The organism is Brevundimonas sp. UBA5866 (assembly GCF_002432125.1).
In the GTDB taxonomy this organism is placed as follows: Bacteria; Pseudomonadota; Alphaproteobacteria; order Caulobacterales; family Caulobacteraceae; genus Brevundimonas.
This window is the reverse complement of sequence record NZ_DJFS01000069.1, coordinates 13,186-27,966: the sequence shown is the minus strand read 5'-3', so window position 1 is coordinate 27,966 and position 14,781 is coordinate 13,186. Positions and strand designations below refer to the sequence as shown.

13 protein-coding genes are annotated in these 14,781 nt (G+C 61.8%); 7 read left to right on the top strand and 6 right to left on the bottom strand.

The features are described from left to right. Positions 1-66: 66 nt before the first annotated feature. Together B3H86_RS07610 and B3H86_RS07605 are read right to left on the bottom strand one after the other, a co-directional pair. A complete protein-coding gene (locus B3H86_RS07610; RefSeq protein ID WP_292052537.1) occupies positions 67-900 on the bottom strand; it encodes a hypothetical protein in 834 nt (277 codons plus the stop codon). A gap of 20 nt (positions 901-920) precedes the next feature. Beyond that, complete coding sequence (locus B3H86_RS07605; protein WP_292052535.1) at positions 921-1,388, bottom strand: Lrp/AsnC family transcriptional regulator; 468 nt, start codon at positions 1,386-1,388, stop codon at positions 921-923. Between the two features lie 156 nt (positions 1,389-1,544). Here B3H86_RS07605 and phhA point away from each other — a divergent pair, with 156 nt between their 5' ends. From phhA to B3H86_RS07585, 4 genes are all read left to right on the top strand, one after another. Further along, positions 1,545-2,414 (top strand): phenylalanine 4-monooxygenase, encoded by an 870-nt coding sequence (gene phhA / locus B3H86_RS07600; protein ID WP_409450231.1) that lies wholly within the window; start codon positions 1,545-1,547, stop codon positions 2,412-2,414. 61 nt (positions 2,415-2,475) lie between these two features. Next, positions 2,476-3,546 (top strand): 4-hydroxyphenylpyruvate dioxygenase, encoded by a 1,071-nt coding sequence (hppD, locus tag B3H86_RS07595; protein WP_414632843.1) that lies wholly within the window; start codon positions 2,476-2,478, stop codon positions 3,544-3,546. Between the two features lie 66 nt (positions 3,547-3,612). Then, positions 3,613-4,905: a homogentisate 1,2-dioxygenase gene (gene hmgA / locus B3H86_RS07590; RefSeq protein ID WP_292052530.1), complete on the top strand. Its 1,293-nt coding sequence runs from the start codon at positions 3,613-3,615 to the stop codon at positions 4,903-4,905. Between the two features lie 62 nt (positions 4,906-4,967). Beyond that, positions 4,968-5,252: a hypothetical protein gene (locus B3H86_RS07585; protein ID WP_292052528.1), complete on the top strand. Its 285-nt coding sequence runs from the start codon at positions 4,968-4,970 to the stop codon at positions 5,250-5,252. A gap of 208 nt (positions 5,253-5,460) precedes the next feature. Here the strand turns inward: B3H86_RS07585 and B3H86_RS07580 are convergent, their stop codons facing one another. The 4 genes from B3H86_RS07580 to B3H86_RS07565 form a co-directional block, all read right to left on the bottom strand. Next, complete coding sequence (locus tag B3H86_RS07580; protein ID WP_292052526.1) at positions 5,461-6,162, bottom strand: ABC transporter ATP-binding protein; 702 nt, start codon at positions 6,160-6,162, stop codon at positions 5,461-5,463. Next, positions 6,159-7,361, bottom strand: coding sequence for an ABC transporter permease (locus B3H86_RS07575; RefSeq protein ID WP_292052523.1), 1,203 nt, complete (start codon positions 7,359-7,361; stop codon positions 6,159-6,161). Before B3H86_RS07575 ends, B3H86_RS07580 begins: the two co-directional genes overlap by 4 nt. Before the next feature lie 5 nt (positions 7,362-7,366). Further along, on the bottom strand, positions 7,367-8,440 hold the full coding sequence (locus tag B3H86_RS07570) for an efflux RND transporter periplasmic adaptor subunit (RefSeq protein WP_292052522.1): 1,074 nt from the start codon (positions 8,438-8,440) through the stop codon (positions 7,367-7,369). Between the two features lie 137 nt (positions 8,441-8,577). Continuing rightward, positions 8,578-10,641 carry a M13 family metallopeptidase gene (locus B3H86_RS07565; protein ID WP_292052520.1) on the bottom strand — a complete coding sequence of 688 codons (2,064 nt, stop codon included), beginning with the start codon at positions 10,639-10,641 and terminating at the stop codon, positions 8,578-8,580. A 205-nt stretch (positions 10,642-10,846) separates the two neighbouring features. On the opposite strand from B3H86_RS07565, the gene B3H86_RS07560 reads away from it, so the two are divergent. The 3 genes from B3H86_RS07560 to B3H86_RS07550 all read left to right on the top strand — a co-directional run bounded on the left by B3H86_RS07560 (position 10,847) and on the right by B3H86_RS07550 (position 14,746). Beyond that, on the top strand, positions 10,847-11,665 hold the full coding sequence (locus B3H86_RS07560; protein ID WP_292052518.1) for a TrmB family transcriptional regulator: 819 nt from the start codon (positions 10,847-10,849) through the stop codon (positions 11,663-11,665). Between the two features lie 49 nt (positions 11,666-11,714). Further along, entirely contained in the window at positions 11,715-13,088 is a 1,374-nt protein-coding gene (locus tag B3H86_RS07555; protein ID WP_292052516.1) for an amino acid permease, read from the top strand. 185 nt (positions 13,089-13,273) lie between these two features. Next, positions 13,274-14,746: an aldehyde dehydrogenase family protein gene (locus B3H86_RS07550; protein ID WP_292052515.1), complete on the top strand. Its 1,473-nt coding sequence runs from the start codon at positions 13,274-13,276 to the stop codon at positions 14,744-14,746. Positions 14,747-14,781: the final 35 nt, after the last annotated feature.

The window sequence follows — 14,781 nt, the reverse complement described above, 5'->3', positions numbered from 1 at the left end:
ATCATGTCAAATTATTTTAACATCATGACGCATATTTTTTACGTCATCAGAAAGAAGCTCCAAGCGTTAAAGGCTGAATGAACCGTCGTCGTTTGTGTCCAGAATCCGTTTGGCCCCGAGGGCGATCAGCAGCAGGCTGAGTGTCCAGACGCCCGCGAATACCCAGATCCTGACGTCGGAAACATTCCACAAATCCCCCGCGCAAAGCCCCTGACGGCAGGCCTGCATGAAGGGGATGACTGTAAGACCGCCCATCACCACCCCTGCCAACAGAAGACCCCACCCGGTCCCCTTGCCGGTGCGCTTGGAGCGGTGATCCACAAGTTTGCCGGGAAGACGGTCGGGATATTGCACGCCCGATCGGGTCTGCGCCGCGACGGGTCCCGTTTTCAGGGCCTCGACGGCCCTCTGCTCAACACTACGGGATGCGGGTACCGGATGGCTCGCCGGTGACATCCCCGTGCGGGCATAATGTTGCAGATAGTCCAACACGGCCGCGTTCGAAGACGGCCACCAATCTTTCTCGTTCAGGCACCAGTTGCCGCCCAGATTGAGCGATTTGGCCGGTTCGCTTTCTTCTCGATAATGGCAGACCAGGACTTCGCGTTTGTTTTTCTTGACGATTTCGAAGGAAGCAACCGACTGCCACGCAATCGGTCCCTGCTGCATTCCGAAAGAAGGTCTGAATATCAAACCCTGCCGGTCCAGCAGCATTTGTCTGGGCTGGACCACTTCACGCCCTTCCCACAGGCCCAGCACCACCGCGCCAAGAGCCATAAAGCCTGTGACCGAGCCGGCATCTCCCCGGTTGACGAAGAGCAGAAAGACCGCAAACCCCACATAGCCGCCCATCGGCGCCAATGCGGTTATGCGCGAGCTGTTGAGCAGTTCGGTATGCAAAGGCCTGTTTCCCCCATCACCTAGACCGGCAGTGCCGTCGTATATTTCACCTGACTGAGGGCGAAGTGCGAGGCCGCTGTGGCGACGTTGGCATGATTGAGCAGATCTCGCATCAGGAAACGCTCATAGCCCGCCACGTCCTCGGCCACGATACGCAAAAGATAGTCCCATTCGCCGGACATTGAGTGCGCCTCCATCACCTCGGGCTTGGTGTGCAGAAAGGCTTCGAACGCCTGCCGCTCGGCTGGCGAGTGCGACTTCATCCGCACCTGACACATGACGTTCACGCCGCGACCGACCAGATCGGGATCGACCAGCCGCACCTGCGCCTTCAGGACCCCCGCCTCCTCCATCGCCTTGATCCGCCTCCAACACGAGGCCGGAGACGATCCGGCCAGTTCCGCCAAGGCTGCGTGGCTCAGTGAAGAATCCGTCTGGAGAAGTCGCAACAGTCGCCGATCAACATCATCAAGATCATAGCGTTTCATATTTCGACCATTGTTGAAATGTTTCGTTCAGTATCTTTCATTTCACGCCCTGTTTTGAAAGGCAACGTGCAGTTTCTGATGGCAAACTGTCGTCATACGAGGATCAGGTGTAAGATCTCCGGCCAAGGAGACGCCTGAAGGTTTCAGGGAGGAACCATCATGGGCAGCCATGTTCTGCAAACGCCGCCGGAAGGTGCGTCCATCGACTGGACCATTCCGCAAAACTGGTCGGCCTATACGCCCGAAGAGCATGCCCTTTGGGACGTGCTGTACGAGCGCCAGACCAAGATGCTGCCCTCGCGTGTGACGCCCGCCTTCATGGAAGGTCTGGACATTCTGAAACTGTCGGACGGCGGCATCCCGAACTTCGAGGACCTGTCAGAACGCCTGCACAAGCTGACGGGCTGGCAGGTCGTGGCCGTGCCGGGCCTCGTGCCGGACGACGTGTTCTTCGAGCATCTGGCCAACCGTCGCTTCGTGGCGGGCAACTTCATCAGAACGCCCGAACAGATTGATTATCTTCAGGAACCCGATGTGTTCCATGACGTGTTCGGCCACGTTCCCCTGCTCGCCCACCCCGTCTTTGCCGACTATATGCAGGCCTATGGTCAGGGCGGCATGAAGGCGATGAAGCACAACGCCATCCACAACCTGTCGCGCCTGTATTGGTACACGGTCGAGTTCGGCCTGATCAAAGACGGCGACGACATGAAGCTGTATGGCGCGGGCATCGTCTCCAGCCGCACGGAGTCGATCTTCGCGCTGGATGACGCCTCGCCCAACCGCATCGGTTTCGAGATGAAGCGCGTGATGCAGACCCGTTATCGCATCGACGACTTCCAGCAGACCTATTTCGTCATCGACAGTTTCGAGGACCTGCTGAAGCAGACCGTCGAGACCGACTTCGCGCCCATCTATGCCGAACTGGCCAAGGAGGCCGAGTACGAACCCGCCGACATCCTGCCGACCGACCGCGTTTACACCACGGGCACACAGGCCTGGGCCAACCGCGTCACGGACAACTGATTTCACCAGCATTTCCGCATCCCTTAATTGCGGATGCTGACACAGCAAGGAGACCATTCTGATGGCCATTACCGCTGAGAACCCCATCGGCCTCGACGGCTTTGAATTCGTCGAGTTCACCAGCCCCGATCCCGCCGCCATGAAGGCGCTGATCGAACAGCTGGGCTTTGTGGCGACCCACACCCACCCGACCAAGAAGATCACCCGCTACAAGCAGGGCCAGACCAACCTGCTGGTCAACGACGAGCCGACCGGCCAGGCCGCCGACTTCCGCGCCGAGCACGGCCCGTCGGCTTCGGGCATGGCCTTCCGCGTGGGGGACGCGCAGCAGGCCTATGACCTCGCCATCTCGCGCGGTGCCCACGCCGTTGACGCCTCGGTCGGCGCTCTGGGTGCGGATGCCAAGGTGCTGCAGGGCATCGGCGGCTCGTACCTGTACCTGATCGACCAGTACGGCGAAAAAGGCAGCATCTACGACAGCTGGAACGAGATCGAAGGCTGGCAACAGGCCGAGGCCGAGAACTCGGTCGGCCTCGATATCCTCGACCACCTGACCCACAACGTCCGCCGCGGCCAGATGCGCACGTGGTCGACCTTCTACAACCAGATCTTCGGCTTCGAAGAGCAGAAGTATTTCGACATCAAGGGCAAGGCCACCGGCCTGTTCTCGCAGGCGATGATCGCGCCGGACAAGGCGATCCGCATCCCGTTGAACGAGTCCCAGGACGAAAACTCGCAGATCGAAGAGTTCATCCGTCAGTACAACGGCGAAGGCATCCAGCACCTCGCCATGACCACCGACAACATCTACGACACCGTCGAGAAGCTGCGCGCCCGTGGCGTGAAGCTGCAGGACACGATCGAGACCTACTATGAACTGGTGGACAAGCGCGTCCCCGGCCACGGCGAGGACCTCGAGCGCCTGAAGAAGAACCGCATCCTCATCGATGGCAACGTCGGCGAGGAAGGCCTGCTGCTGCAAATCTTCACCGAAAACCTGTTCGGCCCGATCTTCTTCGAGATCATCCAACGAAAGGGCAACGAAGGCTTCGGCAACGGCAACTTCCAGGCCCTGTTCGAGTCCATCGAACTGGACCAGATCCGTCGCGGCGTCATCAAGGTCGACGCTTAAAAACGACCTATCGGGCGGGGCGTGCAACGCTCCGCCCGTTTTCTGTTTTTTCGAGGGAAACGGCCGATGTCCTCAAATACGCCTTCGTATCAAACGGGCTTTGCCAACCATTTCGCGACCGAAGCCGTGGCAGGTGCCCTGCCCAAAGGCCGCAACTCGCCGCAGAAGCCAGCGATGGGCCTGTACGCCGAACAGCTTTCCGGCACAGCCTTCACGGCCCCGCGCGATCACAACCACCGCTCATGGCTGTACCGTCTGCGTCCCTCGGCGCAGCACGGCCCGTACACGCCGTTCGAGCAGGGTCTGGTGCGTTCCTCGCCCTTCAACGAGACACCGCCCAATCCCAACCGCATGCGCTGGGATCCGCTGCCCATGCCCGATGCGCCGACCGACTGGATAGAGGGTCTGGTGACCTATGGCGGCAATGGCTGTTCGGAAAGCGGCGCGGGCGTCGGCATCCACCTCTATGCCGCCAACCGCTCGATGGTGGATCGCGTCTTTTACTGCGCCGACGGCGAGATGCTGTTTGTGCCGCAGGAAGGTGCGCACCGGTTCGTCACCGAGATGGGCGTGATCGAAGCCGCCCCCGGCCATATCGTCGTCATTCCGCGCGGCGTGCGTTTCCGTATCGAGGTGGAAGCTCCCATCCGCGGCTATATCTGCGAAAACTATGGCGCGCCCTTCCGCCTGCCGGACCTCGGCCCCATCGGTGCCAACGGCCTGGCCAATCCGCGCGACTTCGAGACCCCTGTCGCATGGTTCGAGGACGTGGACCGCCCGGTCCAGTGCATCCAGAAATACGGCGGCAAGCTGTGGGCGACGACGTTCGACCACTCGCCGCTGGATGTGGTGGGCTGGCACGGCAACTATGCGCCCTACCGCTACGACACGGCGAACTTCAACACCATCGGCACGGTCAGTTTCGACCACCCCGATCCGTCGATCTTCACCGTGCTGACCAGCCCGTCGGACACGCCGGGGACCGCCAACTGCGACTTTGTCATCTTCCCGCCGCGCTGGATGGTGGCCGAGGACACCTTCCGTCCGCCGTGGTTCCACCGCAACGTCATGAGCGAGTTCATGGGCCTTGTCTTCGGGGCCTATGACGCCAAGGCCGGCGGGTTCGCTCCGGGCGGTGCGTCGCTGCACAACTGCATGAGCGGCCACGGCCCCGATCAGGCCTCATGGGAAGGCGCGACCAACGCCGACCTCAAGCCGCACAAGATCGAGAACACCCTCGCCTTCATGTTCGAGACCCGCATGCCGATCCGCACGACGGCATGGGCCGAACAGAGCCCGACCATGCAGCTCGACTATGACGACTGCTGGACGGGGTTTGACAAGGGTAAGGTTCGCTGAACCGTGCAGCCCTGATCGCAGGCTTGCTGATGCTGGCGGGCTGTTCGACGCCGCCTCCCGCGGTGACGGACACCACGCCGGCAGAGGCCTGTGCCGCGCAGGGCGGCACCTTCAAGCCCGTCGGGCGCGCCCAGACCATGCGTTGCGTTCTGAACTATTCCGACGCGGGCAAGATTTGTAGCGACAGCTCTCAATGTCAGGGCGACTGCCTGGCCGAGCCTGCCACGACAGGGTCCACCACGGCTGGGTCCGCAACACATGGACGATGCGCCCCGACCAGCGATCGTTTCGGCTGCAGGACCGAGATCAGAAATGGCGTGGCACAGCCGACGCTGTGCATCGACTGAGGGCAAAAAACCAGCGCGGGCCTCTTGCAGAAGAGGGATACAGGCCCGCGCCGGAAAGTTGATAGGGGAAGAAACGCCGTCTAGGGACCGCCCCTGTCCTATGCGCCCCGAACGGGCACCCGACCATGCAGATTTTCTAAATCGAACCTTAGTATCGCTTTTTGAATTTCTGTAGCTTTCCAGACAGCGACAGCAGGCTGGCTAAACCCTAATCCATTGTCCGCCCGCTCTCGTCGGCCTCCAGCAGACCGTCCTTCAGCACCAGCCTGCGCGAGCATTTGGCGGCGATGTCCTGATCATGGGTGCAGATCAGGAAAGTCGCCCCGTCCTCGCGGTTCACCTCGCGCATCAACTCCAGCACCGTGTCTGCCGATTCCACATCCAGATTGCCGGTCGGCTCGTCGGCGATGATCAGGTCGGGTTTGTTCATCAGGGCGCGTGCGATGGCAACGCGCTGTTTCTGACCGCCCGACAGCCGCGTGGCCGGAAAGTCGATCCGGTCTTCCAATCCTACGCGACGCAGCAGTTCCGCAGCCCTATCGCGCATTTCCCGACTGATCCCGCCCGCAGGGGCCGCCGCCGGAAAGGCGACATTCTCCAGCGCCGTAAAGTCGGGCAACAGGTGGTGGAACTGGAAGACAAAGCCCAACCGCTCATTGCGGAACAGCGCGCGTTTGCGCTCCGACATCCTGTCCACCCGCTCGCCCGCGATCTCCAGCTCACCGGAGGTGGGGCGCAGCAACAGGCCGACGATGGACAGCAGGGTCGATTTTCCCGAACCGGATTGCCCGACCAGAGCCGTCAACTCTCCCCGGTCCAGCGTCACATCGATGCCCTTGAGCACCAGCGTGTCCTCTTCGCCATTGCGGAAGGACTTCTTGATGTCAGTTGCCTTCAGCAGATGGCTCATTGCTGGATCGCCTCCAACGGATCGACCTTGGCGGCATTTCGCGCCGGAATAATCGAGGCCACCACCGCCCCCAGCGTCGTCAGCACCAGAGCGGCGGCATAGCCCCCCTGCTCCGGCGCGATGGGCAGGGCCGAAGTGCCGTCGGGCTTGGTGATCCCTTCAAGGAAAACACAAAGGCCATAGCCCGCACCGCAGCCCACAATCGCCCCGACCAGCCCGATCAGAAGACCCTGCAGCAGGAACACCCAGATGATGAAGCGGCCGGAAATTCCGAACGCCCGCATGATCCCCACCTCGCTGCGGCGGCGATAGGCCGACAGCACCAGCGCGCTGGCAATGCCGATGATGATGGATACCAGAGAGAAGACCTGGATCATGGTGCCGGTCTGGCCCTGGGCTTTCAGCGCATCTTCGAGGCTTTCGTTCTTTTCCTGCCACGGGGTCACGCGAAGCCCCGTCGCCTCTGACAGGAAGCGGGCCATGTCACGCGCCTCATCGGGGTCTTTGAGTTTGACCTCGATATTCGTCACGCCCTCCGGAAGGTTGAACAAGGGCCGCGCCGTTTGAAGCGGCAGGAAGGCCACCCGCTCGTCGAGGCTCTGCAGGCCCGTTCTGAAAACGCCATTGATCGTCAGTTGCCGATCCACCCCCCGCTCGGTACGCAGCAGAACAGATTGTCCTGCGCTCAGGCCAAATTCATTGGCCATCTTCTCGCCGATCAACAGGCCATCTGCCGTCAACTGTCCTGTGCCCGCTACGATTTTAGGCGTGATGGAGGAGATGGCATCAATGCTTTGCGGATCGACCCCCAGAACGGAAAGGGGCGAAATGGCCTCGCCTTTGACCAGAAAGGCGCTGCCGGAAATCTGCGGACTGATGGCTGAAACCTCGTCGCGCGTGCGCAGCAGCTCCGTCACCATCGGCCAGTCGCGTATCTGCTTACGTTGAAGTGTTGATACCAGCGCCACACTCTCTATCGGCACTTCGCCCTTCAGAACGCGGGCCACGCGCGTCGGTGCTTCGATACTGATGTGTGCGCTATCGCCCGTAACCTGATCCGTCAGACGTAAGGCCAGCCCGTTGATCAGTGCAGTGATAAAGACAAACACCGTCACCCCCAGCGCCACCCCCGCAATCAGCAACAGGGTTTGACTGGGGTTGGACAGCAGATATCGACGGGCGACCTTGAGAGCGAACACGGCTGTCAGCGCCCGCTTGCCGTTACCGGGCGGATTTTTTGCCCCACGTCCACCGTGGACGGATCAAGGATAAGACGGTCACCGGCCTTCAGACCATCGGTGATGATGGCATTGGTCGACGGCCAACGCAGAATGGTGACCTCACGCTCGGCGACTGTGTCGTCAGCCTGTACGACCCGCACCTTCGGAGAGGTCGTTGCATCCAGAATGGCGCGTCGCGGTATGGTGATGGCCCCCTGTCGGGTATCGACAACCACCGTCAGATCAATGGAACGCCCCGGCGACAGGCGGCTGTCACCCTCGGGCCGAAGCTTGATCAGCCGCCCCCCGGTGGCCGAGTTCACCCGTGGGGAAACCTCGAACACGCGGGCCGTGAAGATCGCATCCGAACCCGCCAACGCCGCACGGGCCAGCATTCCCGGCTTGATCGCATCGGCATAGCTCTCCTCGACCTCGGCCTGGATTTCGGTGCCGGTGTTGGAGCCCAGCTCGAACAGGGTTTCGCCGACCGTGACCACCTTGCCGTTATCGATCGGGCGCACCAGAACGACGCCGTTCATAGGCGAACGGATGGTGTACTCGCGCGTGCGCTCGGCCGAGGCGCGGACCGAGGCATTGGCCGCCGCCAGATTGGCCTCTGCGGCCTGAAGCGTGGCACGGGCTGAATCCAGCGCGGCCTTGGCCGCAAATCCGCGGTCATAGAGGGTCTGGGTGCGGCTGAAGTTCAGGCGGGCCTCGGCGGCCTCGGCGCGGGCTGCGGTGGCGCGGGCCACCTCGGCATCGGTCTGGGCCTGTTCCACCGTGGCGCGGATTACGGCCAGAGGTGCCCCTTGGCTGACCTCGTCGCCATCATCCACGAACATCTCGATCACCTGTCCGGGATTGGGCGAAGCCACCTGAACGAGATCACCCGGACGCGCCCGTCCGACAACCGAAAGGCCGATCTCGACGGTCGCAGGCTGGATTTCAGTGAATGCGACCTCGGGCGGACGCTGCATTTTCCAGACCAGATACCCCGCGAGCAGCAAGGCACAGACCGCGGCCAAACCCCAAGCGACCCGTTTGCGTCCGTTTTTCATACTGCCCCATGCCCTTTGCCGAATGTCACGACTACACAAACGTATACGACAAAGGCGAAGGTTCCGATCTAGCGGGAAATGCTGAAATTTACAGCATTCCCCGCCAGAGCGGCATCAGGCCCTGCCAGCGGCAGACCTTACCAGACAGGCACGCGGGCGGGCTTGTCCAGATACAGTTTTTGTCCCGGCTTCACGTCAAACGCGGTGTACCAGGCATCCAGATTGCGTACGGTCTGGGCACGGTACGGACCCGGTGCATGGACGTCGGTCATCAGCTTGTTGCGCAGGGCCGCATCGCGGAACACCGAACGATAGTTCTGCGCCCAGCCAAGGAAGAAACGCTGGTCGCCGGTAAAGCCATCCAGCACGGGGGCTTCCTTCCCACCCAGCGACAGTTTCCACGCATCATAGGCCGCAGACAGACCGGCCACGTCGGCGATGTTCTCGCCCAGCGTCAGCCGCCCGTTCACAGCGGCATCCTCAAACGGCTTATAGGCATCGTACTGGGCCGCCAGCATGTCTGCCGCGCGGTTGAAGCGGACCTTGTCCTGTGCGGTCCACCAGTCACGCAAACGGCCACGGGAATCGAACTGCGATCCCAGATTATCGAAGCCGTGAGTGATCTCGTGACCGATCACACCACCGATCGCGCCATAGTTGATGGCCGCATCGGCATGGGGGTCAAAGAAGGTTGGCTCAAGGATGGCGGCGGGAAAGATGATCGAGTTCTGGCTGGGTGCGAACAGGGCGTTCACCTCTTGGGGCACCATGAACCATTCGTCCCGATCCACCGGCTGTCCCAGCTTTGACAGTTCGCGGTGATAATCGGCCCGGCTGGCCCGCTCCACATTGCCGAAGGCATCGTCGGCCCGAACTTCCAGCCCGCTATAGTCGCGCCACTTGTTGGGATAGCCCACGCCGACGCGCATGGTTTCAAGCTTGGCCAATGCCTCCTGCTTGGTCTCGGGCATCATCCAGTCCAGCGCCTCGATACGCTGGGCCATAGCCGCCTTGATATTCACCACCATCCGCTCGACTTCGGCCTTGGCTTCCGGCGGGAAATATTTGGCCACATACATTCGGCCCACGGCGTCACCCAGCGCCCTGTTGGTCATGCCCACGGCCTTTTTCCAGCGCGGCGCCTGTTGCGGCGTGCCCGACAGGGCCTTGCCGTGGAATGCGAAATGCTGGTCCACAAAGGCCTTGGACAGCCAGGGCGCGCCACGATCCACCGCATGCAAGGCCAGATAATCCTTCCATGTCTCCATAGGCTCGGACCCTACCAGCGAGGCCAAGCCGCTGATGGCATCGGTCTGCCAGACCTTGACGCTGTCCACGCCCCTCAAACCGGCGGATTGGAAAAAGGCGTCCCAATCCATACCGGGTGCCCGGCGGGCGAACTCGGCCTTGGACCAGGTGTTGTTGGCCTTCTGAACATCCCCCGTGTCCAGTTGCGACCAATGGCTACGGGCCAGACGGATTTCCAGCGCCAGGATCCGGTCGGCGCGTTCTTCGGCCCGGTCATAGCCCGCGAGCTTCATCAGCGTGGCGATATAGGCGCGATACTGGTCACGCAGCGCAACAAACCGCGGGGCCGGATTCAGATAATAATCACGGTCCGGCATGCCCAGCCCGCCCTGCATCAGATAGGGCACATAGCGTTCCGGTTCGTCCAGATCCTGCGCCACCCACAGGCCCAGCGGACGGTCGGTGTAATAGTTGGTGTAGTTGAGCGGATCGACATCAGCGCGCATCGTCTCGCCGATATAGGCCGACAGGGCCTTGCGGTCTGACAGCGCCGCGATACGGGCCAGCTCGGGTCGCAACGGCTCCGCGCCTTTGGCCTCGATGGCCGCCTCGTCCATCATCGATGCGTAAAAGTCAGCGACCTTGGACGCGTCCTGATCGCGGTTGTCACGCGCATTGGTGATCAGGTCCTTGACCCGCCCCGCCGATTTCTCAGCCAGAACCGAGAAGGTATTCCACAGGGACTTGTCGTCCGGAATGGCGGTCGATTTCACCCACGTTCCGTTGGCGTAACTGAAAAAGTCATCGCCCGCCGCGACCGCGCGATCCATGCCTGCGGTATCAAAACCGAAGGTGCCGTATTCGGGCTTTGCGCCACCTTTTGCACCCGGCCCCGTACAGGCCATCAATATACAGGCCGCCGAAGCCGCCACCATAAGTGTTCTGAAAGACAAGGCTTCCTCCCCTTGGGGAAAGGTGCTCGACCGTTCCCTCTATCGATAGGATGGCATCCGCACCGGCCTTTCGGACGTACACGGCACGCCACCGCCAAAGAAAGCTAGTAGTCAGCACTACTAGTCAAATGAGAAATGTGTAACGATACGGCGGGGGACGTTGGTTATAGTCAACGCGTAAAGTGCATTTCGCACGGGAGGGCCAATGACGCCTGAAGAAACCTTGATGCCGCTCGGCTTCACCGAGACAGAGGCTCTAACCTATTGCGAACTGCTGCGTGCGGGGCCCTCGACCGGCTATCGTATAGCCCAGGGCATCGGCAAGGCTCAGGCCAATACCTACAAGACGCTCTCGACCCTGGCCCAAAAAGGCGCGGTCATCGACGACGGGGGAGAGCCGCGCCTGTTCCGCGCCATTTCACCGGACCAGTTGATCAAGTCGCTGGAACAGCGGCTGAGCGTACAGGCCGAAACGGCCCGTTCGGCACTGTCGAATCTGGAACCGCATGTCGCCGAAGACCGGCTGTATCAGATCCGCTCGGTCGATAATGTCTGGGCGCACTGTGCCCAGATGATCGCCAATGCCCGCGAAGTCATCGTCTTTGACATCTTTCCCGAACTGGAAGACCGCATAATGCCCCTGCTGTCCAAGGCAGCCGCACGCGGGGTTTCCGTTCAGGGCGTCGTCTATGTGGACCGGGAGCGCGATCCCGCCATCGAAACCGTCCGCTCCCGTGCGGCCGACGGCATACTGTGTCGATGGCCCGGCGTGGAAATGCGCCTTGTTGTCGATGCCAACCAGCACCTGATGGCCCTGCTCAGCCGCGATATGGACTCCGTAATGCACGGACTGTGGAGCGAAAGTGTCTATTTGTCCGTTAGCCAACACTATGCCCTTTCGGGTGAAATCCGCCTCCATCGCATCGATCAGGAAACCAACTGTTCGCCACACCTGACCATCAAGGGCGCGCATCCGCCGGGCCTTCGCGCCCTTCTGGCGTCCACACCTGATCCAACGGTCTGAACCGGCCGTTCCCACGCACTGTAAGCTTTAGTTCGGAGCCCTTCCCCCTATGGGCCAAGCGTCCCCCACACTCGCCCGCAGCCTGAGCTGGCCGCATCTCATCGCTATGGGCGTCGGTGCCATTGTCGGTACCGGAATTCTGACACTGATCGGCATCGGCGCCGACAAGGCCGGCCCCGCCGTTCTGGTATCCTTCCTGATCGCCGGTTTCGTCTGTGCCTGCGGCGCGCTCTGCTATGCCGAGATGGCATCCACCATCACCGCTTCGGGCAGTGCCTATACCTATACCCACGTGGTCCTGGGCCGAATGCTGGCGTGGATGGTGGGCTGGAGCCTGATACTTGAGTACAGCCTTGTCGTCAGCGCCGTGGCCGTCAGTTGGTCAGGCTATGCCGCGCCCTTGCTCCATGACTGGTTGGGCATGCCGGAAATCCTGATGCGAGGGCCGCATGCGGGCGGCGCTGCGAACCTTCCGGCCCTGCTGATCATTGTGCTCATCGCGGGTGTGCTGCTTATCGGCACCGGCAAGAGCGCGGCCATCAACATGCTGCTGGTGGCCATCAAGCTGTCGGCACTGGCCATGTTCGTCTGGTTCGCCCTGCCCCATTTCAACGCCGCCAACCTGCAGCCTTTCAGCCCCTATGGCTTTGGCAGCACGATGGGCCCCGACGGTATAGAGCGCGGCATCATGGCCGCCGCCGCCATCATCTTCTCGGCCTTCTATGGCTTTGACGCCATCGCCACCGCCGCCGAGGAGACCAAGAATCCGAAGCGCGATCTGGCCATCGGCATCATGGGTTCCATGCTGGCCTGCGCGGCCATCTATACGATTATCGCCCTGGCCGCACTGGGCAGCACGCCATTCACACGCTTTGCCAACAGCCCCGAGCCGCTGGCCCTTATCCTGCGACTGATCGACCAGCCCTTCGCCGCCAGCTTCCTGGCCATCACAGCGGTGCTGACCCTTCCTACGGTCATTCTGGCCTTCTTCTATGGCCAGAGCCGTATCTTCTTCGTCATGTCCCGTGACGGCCTGTTGCCGCGCGGTCTGTCGAAGGTATCCGGAAAGGGCGCACCTGTCCGCATCACCCTGTTCACAGCGGTGGTCGTGGGCACCATCGCCCTGTTCCTGCCTTTGGACGAGATCGTGGCTATGGCCAATGCCGGTACTTTGGTGGCCTTTACCTCGGTGGCGCTCTGCATGTTGGTCATGCGGGTAAGGCAGCCCGACCTTCCGCGCGGCTTCAGAACGCCGATGGCCTGGATCATCGGCCCTGTGGCCATATCAGGTTGTCTGTACCTGCTGTTCAGCCTGCCGCAGAACACCCTGCTGTGGTTCCTGATGTGGAACATCGCAGGTGTGGCGGTCTATTTCCTGTACAGCCGCCGCAATGCGAAACGAGTTCTGGCCGAAGAGGCCTGATCCGGAACGGGGCCCTCGACACGGTCGGGGGCCTTTCCACCTTTGTCCATGCGATGAAGCGGAACAAGGCCCAAGGCCCACGGGTTAAACTCTACACCAGAGATCGACCGGGCAACACCGGCCCGCGCGCGACTTGCGACCTGGTTTGCAGACCGCCGCCCGCCAGCCCCTATCCGGAGAAGCTTATGAGCACCATCAGTCGCGGCCTTATTATCGGCGGAAAGGAAGTCCCCTCCCGCAGCAATGCTACAGCCGAGGATGTCTCCCCGTGGACGGGTGAAGTCTTCGCCAAGGTGGCCGCCGCGACGCCCGAGGATGTGACCGCCGCAGTCGATGCCGCGGCAAAGGCCTTTCCGGAGTGGTCGGCCATGCTACCGTACGAGCGCCGCAAGATTTTCCTGCGTGCCGCCGACATCATGGAAGCCAAATCCGAGCAGGCCGTCGAGACAATGGCCGCCGAGGTTGGCGGTGCCCGTCCGTGGGCCGCGTTCAACGTCGAACTGTGCATCGAGATCCTGCGCGAAGCCGCCGCCGCCGTCACCCAGCCGCGCGGTCAAGTGCTGCAGACCCAGATGCCGGGCGTCAGCTCCTATGCCAAGAAGGTGCCCTACGGCGTCATCGCGGCCATTTCGCCGTGGAACGCGCCCTTCATCCTCGGCATCCGCGCCATCGCCATTCCGCTGGCCGTCGGCAACACCGTCGTGATGAAGCCGTCGGAAGATGCGCCGATCTCGTGCGGGCTGCTGCTGGCCGATGTGCTGATCGAGGCCGGGCTTCCGGCCGGTGCCCTGAACGTCATTACCAATGACATCAAGGATGCGGGCGAAATCGTCGAGACCCTGATCGCCGATCCGCGCGTGCGTCTAGTGAACTTCACCGGCTCGACCCATGTGGGCCGCATCATCGGCACCACCTCCGCCAAATACCTCAAGCCCGCCATCCTCGAGCTGGGCGGCAAGAACCCTCTTGTCATCCTCAAGGACGCCGACATCGACTATGCGGTCAAAACCGCCGTGTTCGGGTCGTTCATGAACTCGGGCCAGATCTGTATGTCCACAGACCGCGTGATCGTGGTGCGCGAAGTGGCCGAGAAGTTCACCAAGGCCTTCACCGAGGCCGTCAAGGCACTGCCGTCTGGCGATCCGTCCGATCCGGCGACCTTTGTAGGCCCTGTAGTCAACAAGCGCGCGGCCCAGCGCGTCTCGGCCCTGCTCAAGGATGCCATCGACAAGGGCGCGACCGTCCTGACCGGCACCGGCGAGATCGAGGGTGACGAGCAAACCCTGATCCGCCCTGTCGTACTGACCGATGTGACCAAGGAGATGGATGTCTATTACGGCGAGATCTTCGGTCCTGCGACCGTGATCCACGTCGTGGACAGCGTGGATGAAGCGGTCGAACTGGCCAATGACACCGAATACGGCCTGACCGGCGGCGTCATCTCGGAAAACATGACCGAGGCCCTCGCGGTCGCCAACCGCATCGAAACGGGTATCATCCACGTCAATGACCAAGGAATCGCCGACGAGCCGATGGCCCCGTTCGGCGGTGTGAAGAGCACCGGCTATGGCCGCTTTGGCGGTGATGCGGGTGTCGATGCCTTTACCGTCACGCGCTGGATCACCGTGCAGGAAACCGGAAAGCCGCCGCAGTACTGATCCAAGCCTGGTGGCCAGACAAAAAACCCTCCGGA